General features: G+C 60.8%; 15 protein-coding genes. 10 read left to right on the forward strand and 5 right to left on the reverse strand.

Going from position 1 to position 20,088, the window contains the following annotated elements; genetic code table 11:
- Window positions 1–181 precede the first annotated feature (181 nt).
- Both FJW04_RS27620 and galE read left to right on the forward strand, forming a co-directional pair.
- Window positions 182–1,228: a UDP-glucuronic acid decarboxylase family protein gene (locus FJW04_RS27620; protein ID WP_140717917.1), complete on the forward strand. Its 1,047-nt coding sequence runs from the start codon at window positions 182–184 to the stop codon at window positions 1,226–1,228.
- Window positions 1,225–2,256, forward strand: a complete 1,032-nt coding sequence (gene galE, locus FJW04_RS27625) for a UDP-glucose 4-epimerase GalE (protein WP_140717919.1) — start codon at window positions 1,225–1,227, stop codon at window positions 2,254–2,256. Before FJW04_RS27620 ends, galE begins: the two co-directional genes overlap by 4 nt.
- An 870-nt stretch (window positions 2,257–3,126) precedes the next feature.
- On the opposite strand, the gene FJW04_RS27635 is transcribed toward galE, so the two are convergent.
- Complete coding sequence (locus FJW04_RS27635; RefSeq protein WP_167331129.1) at window positions 3,127–3,753, reverse strand: DUF995 domain-containing protein; 627 nt, start codon at window positions 3,751–3,753, stop codon at window positions 3,127–3,129.
- 192 nt (window positions 3,754–3,945) lie between these two features.
- Here FJW04_RS27635 and FJW04_RS27640 point away from each other — a divergent pair, with 192 nt between their 5' ends.
- From FJW04_RS27640 to FJW04_RS27650, 3 genes are all read left to right on the forward strand, one after another.
- Entirely contained in the window at window positions 3,946–5,571 is a 1,626-nt protein-coding gene (locus tag FJW04_RS27640; protein ID WP_140617208.1) for a glycosyltransferase family 39 protein, read from the forward strand.
- Between the two features lie 181 nt (window positions 5,572–5,752).
- Window positions 5,753–6,679 carry a lysylphosphatidylglycerol synthase domain-containing protein gene (locus FJW04_RS27645; RefSeq protein WP_041163480.1) on the forward strand — a complete coding sequence of 309 codons (927 nt, stop codon included), beginning with the start codon at window positions 5,753–5,755 and terminating at the stop codon, window positions 6,677–6,679.
- A 41-nt stretch (window positions 6,680–6,720) separates the two neighbouring features.
- Complete coding sequence (locus FJW04_RS27650) at window positions 6,721–7,725, forward strand: glycosyltransferase family 2 protein (RefSeq protein WP_210241254.1); 1,005 nt, start codon at window positions 6,721–6,723, stop codon at window positions 7,723–7,725.
- Between the two features lie 319 nt (window positions 7,726–8,044).
- On the opposite strand, the gene FJW04_RS27655 is transcribed toward FJW04_RS27650, so the two are convergent.
- Entirely contained in the window at window positions 8,045–8,467 is a 423-nt protein-coding gene (locus FJW04_RS27655) for a hypothetical protein (RefSeq protein ID WP_015318489.1), read from the reverse strand.
- A 320-nt stretch (window positions 8,468–8,787) separates the two neighbouring features.
- On the reverse strand, window positions 8,788–10,668 hold the full coding sequence (locus tag FJW04_RS27660) for a cellulose synthase catalytic subunit (protein WP_140717923.1): 1,881 nt from the start codon (window positions 10,666–10,668) through the stop codon (window positions 8,788–8,790).
- Window positions 10,669–11,281: 613 nt separating this feature from the next.
- On the opposite strand from FJW04_RS27660, the gene FJW04_RS27665 reads away from it, so the two are divergent.
- Together FJW04_RS27665 and FJW04_RS27670 are read left to right on the forward strand one after the other, a co-directional pair.
- On the forward strand, window positions 11,282–12,205 hold the full coding sequence (locus FJW04_RS27665) for a glycoside hydrolase family 26 protein (RefSeq protein ID WP_140717925.1): 924 nt from the start codon (window positions 11,282–11,284) through the stop codon (window positions 12,203–12,205).
- A 131-nt stretch (window positions 12,206–12,336) separates the two neighbouring features.
- Window positions 12,337–12,855 carry a DUF995 domain-containing protein gene (locus FJW04_RS27670; RefSeq protein WP_140717927.1) on the forward strand — a complete coding sequence of 173 codons (519 nt, stop codon included), beginning with the start codon at window positions 12,337–12,339 and terminating at the stop codon, window positions 12,853–12,855.
- Window positions 12,856–12,998: 143 nt separating this feature from the next.
- Here FJW04_RS27670 and FJW04_RS27675 read toward each other — a convergent pair whose 3' ends face one another.
- On the reverse strand, window positions 12,999–13,448 hold the full coding sequence (locus FJW04_RS27675; protein WP_140617213.1) for a DNA polymerase III subunit chi: 450 nt from the start codon (window positions 13,446–13,448) through the stop codon (window positions 12,999–13,001).
- 9 nt (window positions 13,449–13,457) lie between these two features.
- Window positions 13,458–15,005, reverse strand: a complete 1,548-nt coding sequence (locus FJW04_RS27680; protein ID WP_140717929.1) for a leucyl aminopeptidase — start codon at window positions 15,003–15,005, stop codon at window positions 13,458–13,460.
- A 363-nt stretch (window positions 15,006–15,368) separates the two neighbouring features.
- Here FJW04_RS27680 and lptF point away from each other — a divergent pair, with 363 nt between their 5' ends.
- The 3 genes from lptF to FJW04_RS27695 are packed head-to-tail and all read left to right on the forward strand — an operon-like array spanning window position 15,369 to window position 20,088.
- The gene (gene lptF, locus FJW04_RS27685) at window positions 15,369–16,571 is read left to right on the forward strand and encodes an LPS export ABC transporter permease LptF (RefSeq protein WP_015318495.1); all 1,203 of its coding nucleotides are present in this window, start codon (window positions 15,369–15,371) and stop codon (window positions 16,569–16,571) included.
- On the forward strand, window positions 16,568–17,653 hold the full coding sequence (lptG, locus tag FJW04_RS27690) for an LPS export ABC transporter permease LptG (protein WP_181171237.1): 1,086 nt from the start codon (window positions 16,568–16,570) through the stop codon (window positions 17,651–17,653). The genes lptF and lptG overlap by 4 nt, the downstream gene beginning before the upstream one ends.
- Window positions 17,653–20,088, forward strand: coding sequence for an LPS-assembly protein LptD (locus FJW04_RS27695; protein ID WP_181173072.1), 2,436 nt, complete (start codon window positions 17,653–17,655; stop codon window positions 20,086–20,088). The genes lptG and FJW04_RS27695 overlap by 1 nt, the downstream gene beginning before the upstream one ends.

Genomic DNA, 20,088 nt, shown 5'->3' on the forward strand with positions numbered 1-20,088 from the left:
GGGCGCATGGACTGCTGAACGGCAGATACAAGCCGGGCGGCAGCGGCCTCGTAACTCAGCTAGTGACAAGCGCACATCAGTGATGGCGATCCGCGGATGCGGAGATTGCCGCGTTTAAGGACGTGGCCGGGCAGTGCTTTGCCCTGCCCGGCGGTAGCGTGTGCGGTGCGTGGAGGAAAGCATGAGTAAGGTCATCAAGGTTCTGAAACTTGGTTCCAGAAACGATCAAAGGGGCAACGGCAACGACCATAACCGAGGCCGTGCGCTGGTCGCTGGAGGCGCGGGCTTCCTAGGATCGCATTTGTGCGAACGACTTTTGCAGGACGGATACGACGTCGTCGCACTGGACAATTTCCATACCGGCAAAAGATACAATCTCAATACGCTGCTGCGCGATCCGAGATTCAGCTGCATGGAGCACGACATCGTCGATGCATTGCCTTTGGACCTTCGGTTCGACGAGATCTACAATCTAGCCTGCCCTGCTTCTCCGCCACATTATCAGGCAGATCCGATCCATACCTTCAAGACCAGTGTGCTTGGCGCGCTGAACCTGTTGGAACTCGCGCGTCGGAACAATGCCAAGATATTCCAGGCCTCGACTTCCGAGGTCTACGGCGATCCGTTCGTGCACCCGCAGCCCGAAAGCTATTTCGGCAATGTGAACACGCACGGACCGCGCTCCTGCTACGATGAAGGCAAGCGTTCGGCCGAAACCCTTTTTTTCGACTATTCGAGGACGTATGGCCTCGATATTCGCGTAGCCCGTATCTTCAACACCTACGGTCGTCGCATGCAACCCGATGACGGGCGCGTCGTCTCGAACTTCATCGTCCAGGCGTTGCGTGGCGAAGACCTGACCGTCTATGGCAGCGGCCTGCAGACCCGCTCCTTCTGCTACGCCGACGACCTGATCGAGGGTTTCATGCGGCTGATGAATGCGCCGAGTGCGCCTGCCCATCCGGTCAACCTCGGCAATCCCGGCGAATTCACCATCATGGAACTCGCGACACTGGTTGTCAGCTATACCAACTCCAGATCGAAAATCGTGCATCGGCCATTGCCGATCGACGATCCCAGACAACGCAAGCCGGATATTTCCTTCGCCAGGAGCAATCTTGGCTGGGAGCCGAAGATCAGTCTGGCCCAAGGGCTCGCGCATACCGTCGACTATTTCGACGCCCTGCTCTACGGGAGCCGGATTACCAAAGGGGCCGCGGCTTCATGAGCCAGCCGGCAGTCCTGGTGACAGGGGGAGCCGGCTTTATCGGCAGCCATACGTGCAAGCTGCTTGCCGCGGCCGGTTATCTGCCGGTGGCATTCGACAACATGTCCCGCGGCAATCGGAAATCCGTCGCCTGGGGTCCGCTTGTCGTCGGCGACATCCGCGACCGGGATGCATTGCGGGCGGCGATCGAAGCCTATCGGCCCGCATCCATCATACACTTCGCGGCGCTTGCTTATGTTGGAGAGTCCGTCGGTCAGCCGGCCGAATACTATTCCACCAATGTCACGGGCACCATCGCCGTACTCGACGCCGCACGCGCGCATTCGATCGAGAACATCATCTTTTCCAGCAGTTGCGCAACCTACGGCGTTCCGGAAGCACTGCCTATTCGTGAGACCTCTTCGCAAAATCCGATCAGCCCGTACGGGCGCACCAAGCTGATAGGCGAACAGATCATCAGCGACTATGCCAACGCATACGGAATGAAGTTCGCCATCCTGCGCTACTTCAATGCCTGCGGGGCCGATCCCGACGGGGAGCTCGGCGAGTGGCATTCGCCGGAAACGCATCTGGTTCCCAGGGTGCTGATGGCGGCGTCAGGCATCATCGACGAGATCGAGGTCTTCGGCACGGATTATGAGACATCGGACGGGACTTGCGTGCGCGACTATATCCACGTCAGCGATCTGGCCCGCGCCCATTTGAAAGCTCTTCAACATTTGGAGGGCGGGGGACAAAGCCTGGCGGTCAACCTCGGCACCGGGCGAGGCGTGTCCATCAAGGAGATTGTCCAGGCGGTCAGCCGGATGACTTCAAGACCGGTTCCGGCCGTCTTCAGGGCCCGGCGCCCGGGAGATCCGGCCGAACTCTATGCCGATCCGAGCAAGGCGCGCGCGCACCTTGGCTTTGTGCCGCAGCTTTCCGACATCGACACGATCGTCAGGTCCGCCGCCCCATTCTTCGGGCTGCGGACGAAACCGATGATACTGCCACCAAGCGACGGCGCGGTAGCGGTCGCTGCTCGATAGATCAGAGATAGCGCGGGTGGCAGCTTGCGCGTTGGCCAAATCCGCTGGGGCTGCAGATGTAAGGCGAGCCTCCTAACAACGCACCTTCATCGACAGGACTGAAAGCGACCTTCACGGGTCCCGTTGTGCGGATCGCGATCGGCGGTGGCGGAGCAAAAGCGTAAGTTCTTTCAGTGGTGCGGATAGTCCTTGTCATCAGCATCTCAGGCTCGATCCTGAGCGAACGCACCATGTATCCAGCCTGGACCGGTCGGACTGAAGGCTTGCTCCGGAGCGGATGCGCGACCGGTGCAATAAGGACGGAACCGGTTCTGGTCGTATCCATCCCCTGACATCCTGCAACCAGAGAGGTCATCGCCACCACAACAATAGAGAGAGCTTTCTTGCTTAGGCGAGAAGCGCCCATTGCGGAATTGTTCCCCATGTGTCCCTTGCCTTTGAGTATAAGCTGGGGCGCGTTGCGACACCTGCGCCGCTTCACGCCGTTTCAGTGACCACTCGCACATCACACACAAATATTAGACATCACTAATTATTAAATTTCATGAAAACCATATGGTGTTGGATCCATCGTCTCGTCGTTCTGTCAGAGAGAAGTGATTGCGCCAATCGGCGGTCGGTGCGCCGACAATTCCAGCCGGACTGCTCAGCGTTTTATAAGCGATTCGCAAGCTTCTTCACAGGCCTGGCAAAAGCGGCCTGCCTGAATCCGCCCCTCCGGACACGCCGTCACCGATGTGGTATCGGGAGGGGCCAACGGAGCCAGGACGGCGCCTGCCGCGGCGAATAGGATTCGCCCGACCTGCCGTAAGCTTCTGATTTCGTGCATGTCGTTGTCCCGGAACCGAGGACACTTCCGAGCCATATGCATCAGTTCTTGGAGTCGATCAACTTGCGGGCCTCTTCGAACCGCGCGGCCTTGGTATCACCAGATTCGAATTTTCGGTATTCGTCGGAAGGACCTTCGGGAGTTCGTTTGAAACTGTACCATTCTCCGTCCGGATCCTTGCGTTGCTCGATCGTTCCATCCTTGATTCGGTGGCTGTAGCAGGTGCGGCGCTGTTTGCCCTTGTAGCTGTTGGACCGCCAAGCGACATCCATGCACATCTTGCCGTCTTTGGTCACCAGCCACCTGCCCTCTGCGACAGACGCTGAATCCTGCCCCGACGTCCAGGCCTCAAGGCGCCGATTGCCCTTCGCGAAATAGGCCGCTCCATTTTCCCATATCCATGTGCGATCGGCATACAGAAGCTGCAGCTCATAGGCAGTTGGAACAGTGGCGGCAATTGGAGCAATAGCGCTATCCGCTTTTGCAGGTGCGCTGTCCTTGGCGGCAGCCGCGTGGGACGTTCCCGGGAGGGCCACCTGGCCGCAGAGGGCCAGGACAAACAGGAGCAGCGTGAAACGTGCGGACCGACGACGTTCCCTGCGCCGCAGACGATCTACGCCATGCGGCGGCGACCTGGTCGGAGCTATCGGTACAATCAGCGTTGGCATGTCTGTGCGGCCCAGGGCAGCGCTATCGGCGCGACAGCCTTTGCGAATTATTTAACAGCCGCGGGAGCCGCGATGTCAACTTTCGCGGCGCCCGCTGTCGCCAAAATTAAGGATTGCGTCGTATACTCCCTCGCCTTTGACAATCGCGCGCAAAAGCAACATCCGCAGACGTCAGAGAGGACGCGGTTCCAAATGGGCGACGATCCGGAATTGAATCAGGCCGAGGTTCAGCAATACCTGCAGCAGCCGATCGCTCGGGACCCGGCTGCTCGCAATTACCTGAACCTCGACACGGCGATCTTGCTGGGGATCCTGTTCATCGCGGTCGTGTTCAGGTTCCACAACATAACCTTGCCGCTGGTCGACGCTTTCAGCTGGCGCGAGACAAGCACGGCAATGATGGCCGACAATTTTCAACAGCGCAGCTGGAACATCTTCTTCCCGGAGGTGAGTTGGACCGGACCCGGCCCGAGTTATCAGGGCCGCGAGTTCCAGATCGTCAGCTATCTGACCGCCCTGCTCTACCAGCTCTTCGGCTGGCACGACTGGTTTGGCCGCGTGGTTGCGGCCTTCTTCGGTCTGGTGACGGTGTTTTCGCTGCACAGGTTGACGGCGCTATGCTGGGGCCAAACGCATGCCCATGCGGCGGCGCTCGCCTACGCGCTGATGCCGGCGGCGATCATGATCGACAGCTCGTTCCTGCCCGATCCGTCGATGCTGGCACTGGTAACAACAGGCGTTTGGCTGTTCGCCAAATACTGGGCTGGCGGCAGCCGATGGCTTTTGCCGCTCGCCGCCGTCAGCTTCACGCTCGGTGCGCTGGCAAAGCCGCCGGGCGTGGCGGCGGGCGCCGTCATCTTCTACCTGATGGTGCGCTGGATTCTGCAGAAGAAACGACGGCAGGCGACTGAGGTCTTCCTGTGGGGATTTTTGAGCCTGGCCATCATCGGCGCCTATTTCAGCTGGGCCATCTATCTCGGCCGCAGCTATCCACCCTATCACGTCGCGGGCAGCGGCTACATCTGGAACTCCGGATTGTGGACGTTCGTCAATGATGGCTTCTACTTCAAATCCGTGTGGAACACCTCTGTCTGGTGGTTCTACGGCTATCCGTTCATGGCGCTGATCGCGGTCGGTTTCTGGATACCGCCCGGACCCGCCGAAGACCCGACGAAGCGCACCCTTTCGGCCATTCCCTATATTTGGCTGGGTGCGGCCATGATCGTCTACCTGGCGGCGGCGCGCGAAATCACCAGCAACCCCTGGAATTACCACATTTTCCATGTGCCGTTCGCGATGTTCTGCGGCCGCGGCGCGCTTCTTCTGGCAACGTTTGCATCGGGAACCGTTCTGTCGCCGGTCGTGCTGCGTTCGATCTGTATCGTTGTCGTGACCCTCGTGTGGTCGACCTTTCCTCTCGTGAGGACAATGAAGGCGCCGGTCGCGATGAACGGCAAGCTGCTCGGCGAGGAGTTGGCGCGGTTGGCGCAACCGGGCGACCTCGTCGTGGCCATCGCGCCGGAGGTCGGCGATCCCGTCGCCGTCTACTACAGCAGGGCACGCGGCTGGGTGTTCCCGCCTGGCGGAGGCGATGTCGAATGGTCGAAATTCGTCGCGGACGACGCCACCGCGATCGCCCAGCTCGAGGAGTTGCGCGGTCAAGGCGCGGATCTGTTCGGCACGGCCAAGAACGCTGCCGACAATCAGGACCAGTTGTTCATCGAGCATCATGGGGGGGTCGTCGACTATCTGGACAAGACCGCAACCAAGCTTGTGGATTCGGATGCTTTGCTGGTCTATAGGATCACCCGTCCATGAGAGCTGCGACAGCTGTGGGCCTTGACAGGATATGGCCCGACGGCTCAGCGGCCACGCATCCGCCCCGCGGAAGGCCGGCAAGGCGGTGGGCCAGGCGAACCGCCCCAGGATGACGCCTTGGACGTTCAGTCGCCACGATGCCGCCGCTGGAACTCGGCGGTGAAAACCGGCGGAGAATTGGTTGAAAAGAGCAATCTCGATAATGGTGACGCTGGCCCTGCTGGCTTGGCTGGCAAGCGACTCGCGCTGGCGGATGGTCGGCGATGCCTTCGACCGCATCACGCCAGCTACGTTCGCGGTGGCGACGATCGCCTTTTTCGTCACCTATGTCTTGCGTGCGCTACGCGTCTGCGACGAGTTCCGCGACGAGGTGAATGGCCGTTTCGGAGCCTGCCTGCGCGTCATTCTGATCCACAATGCGATGATCAACGTCGTACCCTTCCGGGGCGGCGAGACGGCCTTTCCCTTGCTCCTGCGCCAGGTCTTCGGCGTGCCGATCATGCGCGCCAGCGCCTCGCTGCTGTGGTTCAGGCTGCAGGACGCTTTCGTCGTCGGCGTGCTGGCGCTGGCGGTGTGGCCGGGCCTGCATGCGGCGATAAGGATCGCTGGGATCGCCGCCTTGATCGCTGCCGCCTGGTACCTGCCGCGCTGGGCGCGCGCGCCGCATGACTGGGCCGGGCGCGGCAGGATCGTGGCGAAGCTCGGCCTGCTGCGCGACACCTTCACCGAGGCGACCGGGCGCTCGCGTTACGGCTGGTGGTGGACGATCGCCAACTGGTCGCTGAAGCTCGCCGTGCAGGGATGGCTGCTGGCCCTGATACTGGGAACATCCTTCACGACGGCCTTTCCAGGCGTCGTCGGGGCCGAAGGCGCCGCAATATTGCCGGTGCAAGGCGTCGCCGGCTTCGGCACTTATGAAGCGGGAGCGGCGGCGGCACTGCTCACATCCGGAATTGCGATGAAGAGCGGTCTGCAGGCGGCCCTGGCGCTGCACCTGTTCATCTTCTGCTCGGCTATCGCCACCGGCGCGATAGCCTGGCTGTTTCCCTCGAAATCGACGCTGCCAGGGACTCCGGCCGTCGGACCTGCAAGGAAGCCATCCCAATGAACATATTGCCCATCCCCGCTTCGGGGCTGCCTGATGGCGCGATGATGCCGGACCATACGCTGTCCATCGTCGTGCCCATGTACAACGAGGCCGAAAACGTCGAGCCGCTGCTGACGCGGATTCACCAGGCGATGGAGCGCTACGAGCAGCCGTGGGAGGTCGTGCTGGTCGATGACGGCAGCACCGACGCGACGGTGAGCGAGATCAGGCGCCTGGCTGCGCATTATGGCCCGCATGTGCATGCGGTCGAACTCGTGCGCAATTACAAGCAGACCGCCGCGATGCAGGCCGGCATCGACGCGGCGCGCGGCGATGTCATCGCCACGATCGACGGTGACCTGCAAAATGATCCCTTCGACATCCCGCGCATGGTCTACCGCCTGCTGAGCGAGGATCTCGACTTGGTGGTCGGCTGGCGCAAGGACCGCCAGGAGGGGCTTTTGATGCGCAGGCTCCCTTCGCGTATCGCCAATGCGCTGATTGCACGCGTCACCGGCGTGCGCCTCAAGGACTATGGCTGCAGCCTCAAGGTCTATCGCGGCAGCGTCATCCGCAGCGTCAAGCTCTATGGCGAGATGCACCGCTTCATCCCGGCATGGCTGGCTACCGTGACGACCCCCAGACGCATCGCGCAGGAGGTTGTGACGCATCATGCCCGCATCCACGGCCAGTCCAAATACGGCATTTCGCGCACCTTCAGGGTCGTGCTCGATCTGGTGTTCATGTATTTCTTCATGCGCTATCGCACACGGCCCGGACATTTCTTCGGTGGCATCGGCATCGCGCTTGGCGCGCTAGGTTCGCTGATACTTGCCTATCTGCTTTGCCTGAAGCTGTTTTTCGCGCAAGACATCGGAACACGGCCGATGCTGTTCACTGGCTTCTTTCTGCTGATCGCCGGAGTGCAGATGGTGACGTCGGGCGTGCTGGCGGAAATGCTGGCCCGCGTCTATCACGAGGCAAACGGATCATCGGCCTATGTCGCGCGGCCACGGCCGGCGCCCGGCGACGATGACGGCTGGCTCCGCCCGAGCCGGCCTTCATGAGGAGATCGGAACGCCAGGGATATTCATGGCCACGAGCCCGTGGCGGTCGAAGGGCAAGAGATAAGGCGCAACCCTGCGCCCACCTCTCGCCCTCGACTCGTGCCCCCAGCGAAGACCTCGGCGGCAGCCCTCGGTCAGGCACCGCCACTTACACATGTCGCGGCGAATAGGATTCGCCCGACCTGCTTTAAGCTTCTGATCTGCATGTCGTTGTCCCGGAACCGAGCACACTTCCGGGCGACATGCATTCTGATTTTATGCATGTCGTTGCCCCGGAACCGAGGACACTTCCGGGCGACGTGCATTTAGGTCCAATGCTCTAGTAACGCGAACGGCAGCTGGCGCGCTGGCCGAAACCGCTCGGGCCGCAAATCCAGGGCGAATGCCCCAGGAACTGACCGCCATTGCCCGGGCTGTAGGAAACCTTCACCGGTGCCGGCCTATCAATCCGTTGCGGCCGCACGAAGGCCGCGTAGGCCTCCTCCCTGGTACGCGTCACGACGCTCATCTGTGTAAGCGGTTTGCGGTAGAGAAGCTTTGTCTTGACGTGATGGACCTTCCCAGCGTGATGGGCCATTTTGCCGAACCCGTAGTCGATGGTTCGCCCGTTGATCGAGCCGGTCTTGGTTGTATCCATGGTCTGGCAGCCGGACACCATCGAGACGAGCACAAAAGCAGCAACAGCACAGGTATATTTTCTGCCGTTGTTGGCCAAATGTTCCATAACCCTGTTCATCTGCATCTCTCTACCCTTAAACATAATTCGGTTATGTGCGGGTGATATACTTTATAGTCGGCTTCTTTCCGCACTTTTTAAGTGATCATCGCCACTCAATCTGCATACGTATATTAGAACGAACTTATTAAAATTCGTGCAAACAGCATAATGAACACAGTCTTTCGGTGTTCGTTCGAATATGATGAAAATTCGATTGATTGGATCGGAGCCTGGCAGGGCGCGTGGGGTGCTTCGGCAAACGAAGCCTCCGCACCGGTGGCAACGACGGCGATCGGCGCTCAGGCTGGCAGAGTCGAAGGGCTGTTGCAGGTGTTAGGGGACGCTCAGCGCTGCGTTTCCCAACCTGGATCGAAGTAGAAATTGCGGGCGCCGATTTCGCCCATGCCGGCGCCCGAAACTGGGAAAGCCATCTTGACGAGATGAACGGCGCCGGCACCCTGCTGCAGTCCGTAAATGCCCTCCAGGCCGCGGCCGTAAAAACCCGCGAGCGGAGCCGTTAAAGCCACGCCGGCGAGCGAAGCCTGCAAGACAAATTTGCCGATACTTGGCCGCAGGGAAATCTTGTTCTCGGTGACGTGCTTGGCAATGATCACGATGGTCAGCAGGCTATATAAAGCTGCATTGAACGCGGCGAACCAGTAAAAACCCGTGGCGCTCTGCGGATTTTGTACAAGGAGCACGGGCAACGACGCACCGACGGCAAGCGCCACATAGGGGATGACGACACGAACCGGCAGGAGATCCTTCGGGCCGCGGCCCTTCGGTGTGACGCGAAAATCGACAAACGATTTGGTCAGATAGTCGCGGACGGCCGACAGCGTGCCCGCCAGCACCCACGGCCAGCGCGCGAAGAAATGAAACAGCATACCTTCCCAGCTGAGTGCCTTGGCCGTTACCGGTCGTGAGAGCGCGAACGCCTTCAACATCATCACCAAGACGATCGGCGTAACCGAACTCGGCGCATAGTGGAGAATGAAATCCAGATATGTCACATTGGCGAAGTTCCGGCCAGAAAACAGCGCGTAGATCGGCATGAGATACGTGGAGAGCGCGAGCAGTGCGAACAGCGGGTACCAAAGCTGGCAGAAAACGAACTGCAACCTCAATCGCAACCTCAGCTTGGAGAGATACATGGGCGAGTATTCGAGCAGGATGGTGGTCAGGCTCCTCGACCACTGGAATTCCTGAGTGACGAGGTCGGCGAAAGTCTGCGGGCCATCACCGTGCGCAATGGCGTCGATTGCATGCACGCCGCGCCAGCCCCCCGCGTTGATCAGCATGGAGGTCGAGTGGTCTTCGGCCAGTTCTGGGCCAAGCCCGCCCGCCTGCTTCAATGCGGCGGTGCGCACGGCATAGTGCGAGCCTATGCACAGTGGCGCTCCGACGCTCGTGTAGCCCGACTGCAGCAGGCCGTGCAGCATTCCCTCCACGAACAGTCGGCCGCGGGCCGACCAACTCTCGGCGGCATTGTTGTCGCAAATGCTCGGCGCCGAGACGTAGCCGACAGCGGGATCGGCGAAGGCCGCCAGCATCTCGCGCAGATAGGTCAGCGTCGGCACGTGATCGGCGTCCATCTGGGCGACGAAGTCGTAGCGTTCATAGCCGTAGTGATCATAGAAGAACGCGAGATTGCCTTCCTTGCAACGGGTTCGGCGCGGCCAGGTCTTGCGATGATAGTCTTCCCGGCCTCGCCGCGTCGAAATCTGGATGTTTCGCGCCTCGCACCATGCGATCGTCTCCTCGGAAGGGTCCTCGTCGGCAAGCCAGGTGTCGTGAGGATAATCCTGCGCAAGCATCGCCTCTAGCGTGCGCGCAACCACGAAAAACGGTTCGGATGGCGCTTTCGTCACCACCATCGCCACCCTCGAACTCGCAGCGATCGTGTAAAATTTGGACGGCCTTTTCGACACAAGCACGAATAACAGGAAATACATCGGCATCAGCGTCAGCCAGGCCAGCACCGTCGTCGCGAAGGCGTATGGCCCGATGTACTCGACATGCTCGGGCCTTAGCCACCAGATCCAGAAAAAACCGAGCGTGACGAACCAGAATGCCAGCGCCAGCCTCAGGATCCATTGCTGAGTGGCCGACAGGACGGGAACCAGAAAAGGGCCCTTCTGCGCCGCCTTGGCCAGAGCCGCCCGAGACCCGCGTTTCGGCCTCGTCTTACCGCTGATGGTCGCCACGTCCGCGGAAACACTCATACACGTACCGCCGCCACTCTAAGCGTCAGCCGACGACGGCCGACAACCTTCAACCCCGGCGCCAGAATCCATCCTAAACTTATTAGAGTCAACTAAATTGAGAGCTTCTTAACTATACTTCTTGGGAACTGGTTAACCTAACGCCTTTGAATCGCCGGGCCGATCCGGCGGTCGCGCGCCCCCGACCAGCGCTGGACGGGCAAGCCGGACGTTTTGCGTAGAGGGATTCACCGAGAGGGGCTGGTCCCCATGTCTGGATGAGGACAAGCAGCGTTAACCACGTTGCGAGCGCCAAGGTTAAGCAACCGTTAATTGTGCTTGACTCTTGGCCCCGACCGGCTCTTAAATTAGCTAGGGATGATATGTCGGGATGTTGACGCGAATTTGTGAGTATCGCGGCGAACTTTCTCTCTGAAGCTCTTCAGTATCGGAGCCTTGAGGGATAATTTTGGGTGGGTCCGTGCCAAGTTCGCACACTCGCCAATGGTCGCTCCGAAATCCCGCAGATTACGCCAATAGAGCCGATGGGTGTTGGATAGGCGTGTCGATCACGCATCGACGCGCCGGGCGAAGCCTTGGCTTCCGTAGGAAGTCGGGCCTTGGGAGGCAAACAATGAAACGCTCCGCAGCAAATGCGCTTGTAGTCACGCTGGTTTTGGGCGGAAGCGCCGCGTTCCCCACGGCGGGAGGCGCCGGCTCCGTCCCCGTGACGGACCCCGTTCAGACGAGCAGCGCCGCGTCGGCATTCGGCTCGTACGATCCGTATGGCGATTTCACCAATGACAAGACCGCCAGCATCGAGGAACTGTTCCTGCCTTGGGAAGACGTTGATTTATCGACGCTGCCTCTGGCCGATGCTTATGCCCAGCAGCGCGGGCGCTCGCTGTTGATCACGATCGAGCCGTGGACCTGGTCGAAGGACTGGCGCATCACCCCGCCCGAGCTGCGAGACGGCATATTGGGCGGCAGATATGATGCCAATATGCAGGCGATCTGCGGCCTGGTGGGACAGATGAAAAGCCCGGTGACCATTCGCTGGGCGCAGGAAATGGAAGACAAGAACGGCCGCTTCACTTGGGCCAACTGGGCACCGAAGGACTGGATTTCCGCCTACAAGCGCGAAGTCGATGTCTGCCGCAAGGCCGCCCCCACGGCCAAATATATGTGGTCGCCCAAAGGCGATGAAGGCTTGGAAAAATACTACCCTGGTGACGACTATGTCGACGTGATCGGCCTGTCGGTGTTCGGCCTGCAGAAAAAGGACAACGACGAGGCCGGTCACGACCGTACGTTCGCCGAGTTGCTGAAGCCAGGCTATGATCGCGTTGCGGGGTTCAACAAGCCGATCGTGGTGGCGGAACTCGGCTATGTCGGCAAGCAGGACTATGTTTCGAAGTGGCAGGACGATTCTCGCAAGTCCTATGCGGAGTTCCCGGCGCTGACTTCAGTTGTCTACTTCAACCAGAAGGAAGTGTGGCCGTGGCTGGGGGGCTATGGTCTGCCCGACTGGAGGGTGACCCAGCACGTCCTGCCGTAGACGCGTCGTCCCGATGCGTCCCGACACGATCGGGATGGATCTCCATCTTTCTGTTTGTTTGCCATCCATGCCGAACCAGCGTTTCGGCATGATGGTGAGGCGTGGCGTGAATCAGTCCGTGGAGTAGTTCCGTGAAACGAGTGCTGGGTAATTGTCTTGGAGCGGCATTCGCCTGCTCCGTTCTTGTTCTTGCCTTACAGGTCCCCGCGACAGCCAAGACAGCGGCCAAAATCGCCGAGCAGGCGCAAAAGGGCGCCGTGGTGCCCGACGAAGGCGTCTACCAGATCTATCAGAACCGTTCGTGGATGTGGGGCAATCACGGGGCCGCGTTCTTTGCCGTCAAGCAGCGGCAATTTAATGCCTGGTCGACGGAAAAGGGCCAGCCGGGCTATGGCGACGGGATATGGTTCATCCCCGGCGGCGGCAAGTTGTGCTACCGCGCGCAATGGCACGGCTCCTGGGGCGTGAAGGGCTCAATGACCTGCTTCGAGCATCGCCAGACCGGCAAAGCGATCTACAAGCGCAAGTCGCCTGATGGCGAGTGGTACGTTTTCAGGAGTTCGCATCGGAACCGGTCGGACGAGTCCGCGAAATTGAAATACGGCGACTACGTCACCAGGAAACAGACACGGATCAAGGCAAGGCTTTAGAACCGTCCTCCGCGAAAGCCGCCGGGCTGGAGTTGTTCATCGTTCCAGGCGAACGTCGAACTGCTCTTCGTTCTAGCGCAATTCGCCAGGCAAGGCGCTGCGCGCTTTTCCCGGGATAGGTCCACACTTTCCGTGGAATTGCTCTACGCCTTGCGCTCCCAGCGGCGGTCCGCGGCTTGCTGCCAGTAGGTCACGGCGTGGCCGGCGTCCTTCATCGTCTTCCAATGCGCCCGGGCCATCTCGACCTGGGCCGCGTCATGGCCGTCGAACAGGAACACCGCACGCTCATAGCCGGCAAGGTCGGGTGGCGCCGCGCCGTCTACGAGGAACCTGATCTTGGCTTGGTTGGGGTTGCCGTCGCCGGTGGTCAACAGGATTGGTTGTTCACCGGGATAAGCTTCGCGATCGGTCGCGTGCGCCAGGAAGGAATCGTCGCGGAAAGTCCACAGATGCTGGTCGAGCGCGTCGCGCCGCTCCTCGGTGCCGGTCTGCACCACGGCGCGCCAGCCGCGATCGACGCTGCGCTCGAGCAGGCCCGGCAGCGCATCCTCCAGCGTCGATTCGGTCAGATGGTAGAACAGCACATCGGCCATGGATGAACGTCAGCTCTCGTAGTGATCACGCACCAGCCGGTCCAGCAGCCGAACGCCGAAACCCGAACCCCAGGACTGGTTGATCTCGTTCAACGGCGAGCCCATCGCGGTCCCGGCAATATCGAGATGCGCCCAGGGCGTGTCCTTGACGAAGCGCTGCAGGAACTGCGCGGCAATGATCGCGCCGCCGTAGCGGCCGCCGATGTTCTTCATGTCGGCGTTCTTGGAATCGATCAGCTTGTCGTATTCGGCGCCGAGCGGCATGCGCCACAGCCGTTCCTGCGTTGACTGTCCGGCCGCGGTAAGCCTTTGCGCCAGTTCGTCGTCGTTGGAGAACAGGCCGGCATAATGCAGGCCGAGCGCAACCATGATGGCGCCGGTCAGCGTTGCCAGGTTGACCATGAATTTCGGCTGGAAGCGGTCGTTGCAGTACCACAGCGCGTCGGCCAGAACGAGGCGCCCCTCCGCGTCGGTGTTGAGCACCTCGATGGTCTGTCCGGACATGGAGGTGACGATGTCGCCGGGGCGCTGGGCATGACCATCGACCGCGTTTTCGACAAGACCGATGATGCCGACGACATTGGCCTTGGCTTTGCGCGCGGCAAGCGCATGCATCAACCCGGTCACGGCGGCGGCCCCGCCCATGTCGCCCTTCATGTCCTCCATGCCCGAGGCCGGCTTGATCGAATTGCCGCCGGTGTCGAATGTGACACCCTTGCCGACGAAGGCGACGGGCCTGTCCTTCGGCTTGCCGCCGTTCCACTGCATGACCGCCATGCGGGCGCCCCGGGGCGAGCCTTGCGCGACGCCGAGCAGCGAGCCCATGCCGAGCTTCTTCATCTCCTTCTCGGTCAGGATCTCGACGTTGACGCCGAGTGCCTCGAGTTCCTTGGCGCGGGCGGCGAACTCGACAGGTCCCAGCACGTTTGCCGGTTCGTTGACGAGATCGCGCGCCAGAAGCACACCGTCGATCACCGCCTCGGCATCGGCGAAAGCTTTCTTGGCGCCTGCGGGGTCGGCGGTATGGATGGTCACCTTGACCGGCTTTTTCGGATCGGGCTTACCGTTCCCTTGGCCGCCCCCCTGGCCGCCTCCTTGGCCGTCGTCCTTATCCTTCCTGGTCTTGTACTTGTCGAAGGAATAGCTGCGCAAAAGAATGCCCGCCGCGAGGTTCGCGGCATCCTTGCCATCGGGCGAAGCGCCGGCCAGGTCGAGCACCACGGCCACGTCGGTTGCCTTGCGCAGCGATGCCGCAATGGTGCCGCCGAGCTTCAGCCAGGCATATTCGTCGAGCCCCGCGATCTTGCCGGCGCCGATCGCGACCAACCTGTCGAGCGACGTCGTTTCCGGCGCCAGGATTTCGACGATGCCGGCGAGCTTGCCGGTAAACTCGGCGATCGGGAAAGCCCGATCCAGCGTCTTGCCCGGATCGTAAGCCCTGGCCGCATCGCTCAGGCCGCCATTATCCGCCGACAGCACGAAGACCGTGCCCTTCCTGCTCGCCGCCGCCTGGGGCGCGGCGAATTTCGCAAAGGCGATCGACGGTCTCGGGTTCATCATGTCCTGCTTTCGGGGATTGGGCGACTTTGCGCGAAGCGGTTGAAGTGATCCGCGACATTTGGTCGTTTTCCGGCATTTGGCAAGACTTTGCCAAAATGGCTACCCATATGAGACGTGGAATCGAAGGCGATTCGTCGCGGCACGGCCCCGCTTCATGCCGCAACCTGTTGTTAACCATCGATGTTCGTCCTTTCTTATCCATTGCCGCCGACACTCCGACCCGCTGCGGCACGCGACGTGGGACGGGAACCGGATCGCCTGCCTGATGCAGCCCAACGGAGCCAGTTGTGCGGGCGTCGCCGGACAGCTACCCTTAGCGTGGTGGCATGATGCCGTTCGAGAAAATCGAGTAAAGCCTTCATGAAGGTCATTGAACGCTACATCATGCGGCGCACTTTCGTTGTCTTCATCGCAGCGCTGGTCTGGACGCTGGCCATCGTGTGGACGACGCAGGTGCTGGCCAAGATCAATCTGGTCACGGACAGCGGCCAGTCGGCCTTGACCTTCTTCGAGGTCGCGTCTCTCATTCTCCCTTCCATCGTTCCGATCGTCGTGCCTTTCGCGCTCGTGGTGGCGGTCGCGCAGACACTCAGCGTGATGAATTCGGATTCGGAACTCGCGGTGGTCAATGCATCGGGTGCCTCGCGCTGGACCATCGTGCGGCCGATCATGCTGCTGGCGCTGGCCGCCAGCGTCTTTTCATTCGCCGTGGACAACGGCATCGACCCCTATGCACGACAGAAGAACCGCGCCCTGGTGGCGGAGTCGCGCGCCGACCTTTTGTCGCTGATCATTCAGGAAGGCACCTTCCGCAAGATCGAGGAAGGACTGTTCCTGCAGATTGGCGAGCGGCTTCCCGACAACCGGCTGGGTGGCATCTTCGTCGCCGATTCCCGTGAGGAAGGCGTCAATCTCGTCTATTATGCCAAGACCGGCAGCATCATCGAGCGGGGCGGCGAAAAGGTGCTGATGATGAATGACGGCGTCATCCATCGCAAGACGCTGACAGGCGACCTCAGTGTTATCCGGTTCACGTCCTATGCCTTCGACATGTCGGCCTTCATGTCGGCGGCCAACCAGGTGACGCTCCTGCCAAAAGACCAGACCACCCAGTACCTGCTCAATCCAAGCCCCAACGACAAGAACTACCAGCAAAGTCCGCAGGAGTACCGGGCGGAGATCGACCAGCGGTTTTCGGAATGGACATACTCCATGGTTTTCGCACTGATCGCGCTCGCGGTCGCGGGAGACGCGCGTTCGCATCGCGAGGCGCGCGTCAATCCGCTGATCACCGCCATCGCGATATCGCTGTTCGTTCGCTGGCTGGGGTTCTTCGCCGCAAGCAAGGCCGACGAGGTCCCGCAATATTCCTATGTGGTGTATGGCATACCGATCGCGGCTTCCGCGGTGGCGATCTGGTTCATCGTGTCGAACCGGACCATGGAACTGCCGGTTGCATGGGCGGACTGGATGACAAACCTGGCCAGCCGCATCGGTGACGGGTGGAATGCCCTCAAGTCTCGTTTGTCCAGGCGCGACACCTCGGGCCAGGGAGTCGGCTGATGGGCTGGACGCTGGGCCGTTACTTCTTCTTCCGTTACGTGGCGATCACGATCTGGTTCTTCATCGGCCTTCTGGCGCTGGTGTTCCTGATCGATTTCACGGAATTGTCGGGCCGCACCACTGGCCTGCCGGGCTTCACCTATGGGACGGCGATGGCCATTTCAGGCCTTCGAATGCCCATGATCATGCTGCAGACGGTGCCGTTTGTCGGCTTGTTCTCGGCGATGGCGACGCTGGTTTCGCTCAACCGGCGTTACGAACTCGTCATCGCGCGGTCCGCGGGCGTTTCCGCCTGGCAGTTCCTTTTGCCGTGCTGCATCGGCGCATTGCTGTTCGGCGTCGTGTCGGTCGGGATCATCAACCCGCTTGCCGCCCACGCTTTCTCCTTGTCCGAACAGATCGAGACCGAGCTGCGCTCCGGCAAGTCCAATACCGTTTCAGCCGATGCCGCGCCCTGGATTCGCCAGAAAACCAGTTCCGGCGACACGATCATCGGCGCGCGGGCCATCCTCGACCAGGGCCTGGAGATGGCCGACGCCGTGTTTTTCATCCTCGACCAGCAAGGCAACATCGTCGAGCGCAAGGACGCCGCACGGGCCTACCTGCGCGACGGCTATTGGGAATTGCAGGATGTAAAGACGTTCAGGAACGGCACCATCCAGCCCGTCGCGAGCGATCGTGTGCAGACCAATCTGAAGCCGGAATTCGTGCAGGAGCGGCTGGCGCGCCCGGAGACAATTCCCTTCTATGACCTGCCCGGAAAAATCGAGGTTGCCCGTTCCTTCGGCCTCAAGGCAAATGCCTTTGCCATGCAGTTTGATTCGCTGGTGGCGTTGCCGTTCCTGCTCGTCGCCATGACGCTGATTGCGGCAACAGTTTCAATGCGATTTGCGAGGATGGGACAATCGGCAACGATGATTCTGGGTGGCGTCGTTGCCGGGTTTCTGCTTTATGTCGTTTCGGTGCTGGTGAAGGCGTTCGGCGTGGCGGGGTTCGTGCCGACTGCCATAGCCGCCTGGGTGCCGGTCGTGGTAGCTATGTTCTTCGGGGTGACTTTCCTGCTATACAAGGAAGACGGCTAGTGAGGGAGGCGTTTTTGCCCAGCGACAGGCAGGCCCATTTGGCGCGCCTTTATGCGGCGAGCGCCTTGGTGTGCCTGCTTGCCTGCGGCGTGCCGCTGCCGGCCTTCGCGCAGGAGGTCGGCAACTTGGCGACCACCGTTCCATCCGGTTCGCAGATGCTGCTGGCCGCCGACACGCTGGAATACAACAACGACAACCAGACCGTGACCGCCGTCGGCGGCGTGCAGATCGACTATGGCGGCAACCGCCTCGTCGCCCAGAAGGTCGTCTACAACCGCAACACCAAGCGGATGGTTGCCAGTGGCAATGTCGAAATCGTCAACAGCGACGGCACGAAGATCAATTCACAACACATCGACATCACCGACGATTTCGCCGACGGTTTCGTCAACGCGCTGCGCGTTGAAACGGTCGACAAGGCCTATTTCGCCGCCGAAAGCGCCGAACGCATGGGCGGCGTGCTGACCACCTTCCACAATGGTGTCTACACCGCCTGCGAACCGTGCGAGGACAAGCCCGACAAGGCGCCGACATGGCGCGTCAAAGCCAGGAAGATCATCTGGAACGGTGAGAAGAAGACGGTTCGCTTCGAGAACGCGAATTTCGAGTTCTTCGGCTTTCCGCTGGCTTACCTGCCGGCGTTCGAGATCGCCGATCCCACGGTGAAGCGCAAGAGCGGCTTCCTGATCCCCAGCATCGGCTACAACAGCCATCTGGGGTATAGCGTCAAGGTTCCCTATTATTTCGCCCTTTCGCCGACGTATGATCTGACGGTGACCGGAAGCGGTTACACCAAGCAGGGCTTCCTCGGCGAAGCCGAATGGCGCCAGCGCTTCAACAACGGCGAATACACATTTAAGGTCGCCGGGATCCAGCAGCAGGATCCGGACGCTTTTCTCGATGCCGCCGGTTTTCCGCCCTCCGGGAACAATGTGAATTCAGGCGCGGCCGGCGATCCGAACAAGTTCCGCGGCATGATGGGCACGCAGGGGCAGTTCGCCATCAACGAACGCTGGAATTTCGGCTGGGACGTGTTGCTGCAGACCGACAAGAACTTCTCGAATACCTACAACATCGCCAAGTACAATTCATACGTCCACCAGTCGTCGGTCTATTTGACCGGTCTGAACGACCGCAACTATTTCGACGTGCGCGCCATGCATTTCGAAGTTCAGGAAAACACGCCGAACGACAATGCCGCCGCGAGAAGTGGCCAGCAGCCCTGGGTGCTGCCCTCGCTTGATTATGCCTATATCCCCGACACATCGGTCGGCGGCGGCCAGTTGTCGCTCAACGTCAATACGCGCGTCATCCGCCGCGAAGATCTCGACGAGACCTACTTTACCCCGTACGTGCCCGGCTCGGGTACGCAACGCGTGCGCGGCATCGAAGGCGAGTCCAGCCGCCTCACCGCCGAGGCCGAGTGGAAACGGAGCTTTGTCACCGACGACGGGCTGGTGCTGACACCGTTGCTGGCGCTGCAAGGCGACGTCGACTATGTCAGAGCGTCGTCGGCCTCGCTCACCGCGATCAACCAGATGGCGACGAATTTGGGCCAGCAGGACGACATGCGCTCGTCCTTTGCCCGCTACATGGCGACTGCCGGGCTCGAGATGAGCTGGCCCCTGTTGTTCTCGCTGGCCAGCGGCTCGAGCCACGTTGTCGAGCCTATGGCACAGGTGTTCCTGCGTCCGAACGAACAGTATGTCGGCGGCCTCTCCATTCCGAACGAAGACGCGCAGAGCATGGTTTTCGATGCGACCACGCTGTTCGAGCGCGACAAGTTCTCCGGTTATGACCGTATCGAGGGCGGCTCGCGTGCCAATGTCGGGCTGCGCTATTCCGGCTCCTACATCAATGGCTGGGGCACCAATGCCATCTTCGGCCAATCCTATCAAATTGGCGGCGAGAACTCCTTCGCGGCACCCGATCTGGTCAATGTCGGCGCAAATTCAGGCCTTGAGACTACCAAGTCCGACTATGTCGGCCTGTTTGGCATAACCAGCCCCAATGGATTCGCGGCTTCGGTCAGCGGCCGGTTCGACGAACAGAGCTTCGAGATCCGCCGCGCCGAGCTGAAAGCTGCCTACTCCGGCCTGCCGGTGTCGTTGAGCGCCAAGTATGCCTTCATCCAGGCGCAGCCGCTCTACGGTTTCACCACCGACCGTCACGAGGTCACGCTCGGCGCATCCACGCATCTTGCCGAGAACTGGCGCGTGTTCGGGACAGGAACCTACGATTTGCAGGAGGGCCTGCTGGTCAAGGACGGGGTGGGCTTCGCCTACAACGATTCCTGCTTCACCTACCTGATGACGTACGCGCAGTCGCGTGACCTGAACACCAGGGAAGTGACGCAAAGCATCGGATTCAACCTCTCGTTCCGCACCCTCGGCGACTTCGGCTCGTCGAGCAACGGAGTCGACACCATCCAATAG

Origin of the sequence: Mesorhizobium sp. B2-7-3 (assembly GCF_006440715.1) — a bacterium.
GTDB classification, from domain to species: domain Bacteria; phylum Pseudomonadota; class Alphaproteobacteria; order Rhizobiales; family Rhizobiaceae; genus Mesorhizobium; species Mesorhizobium australicum.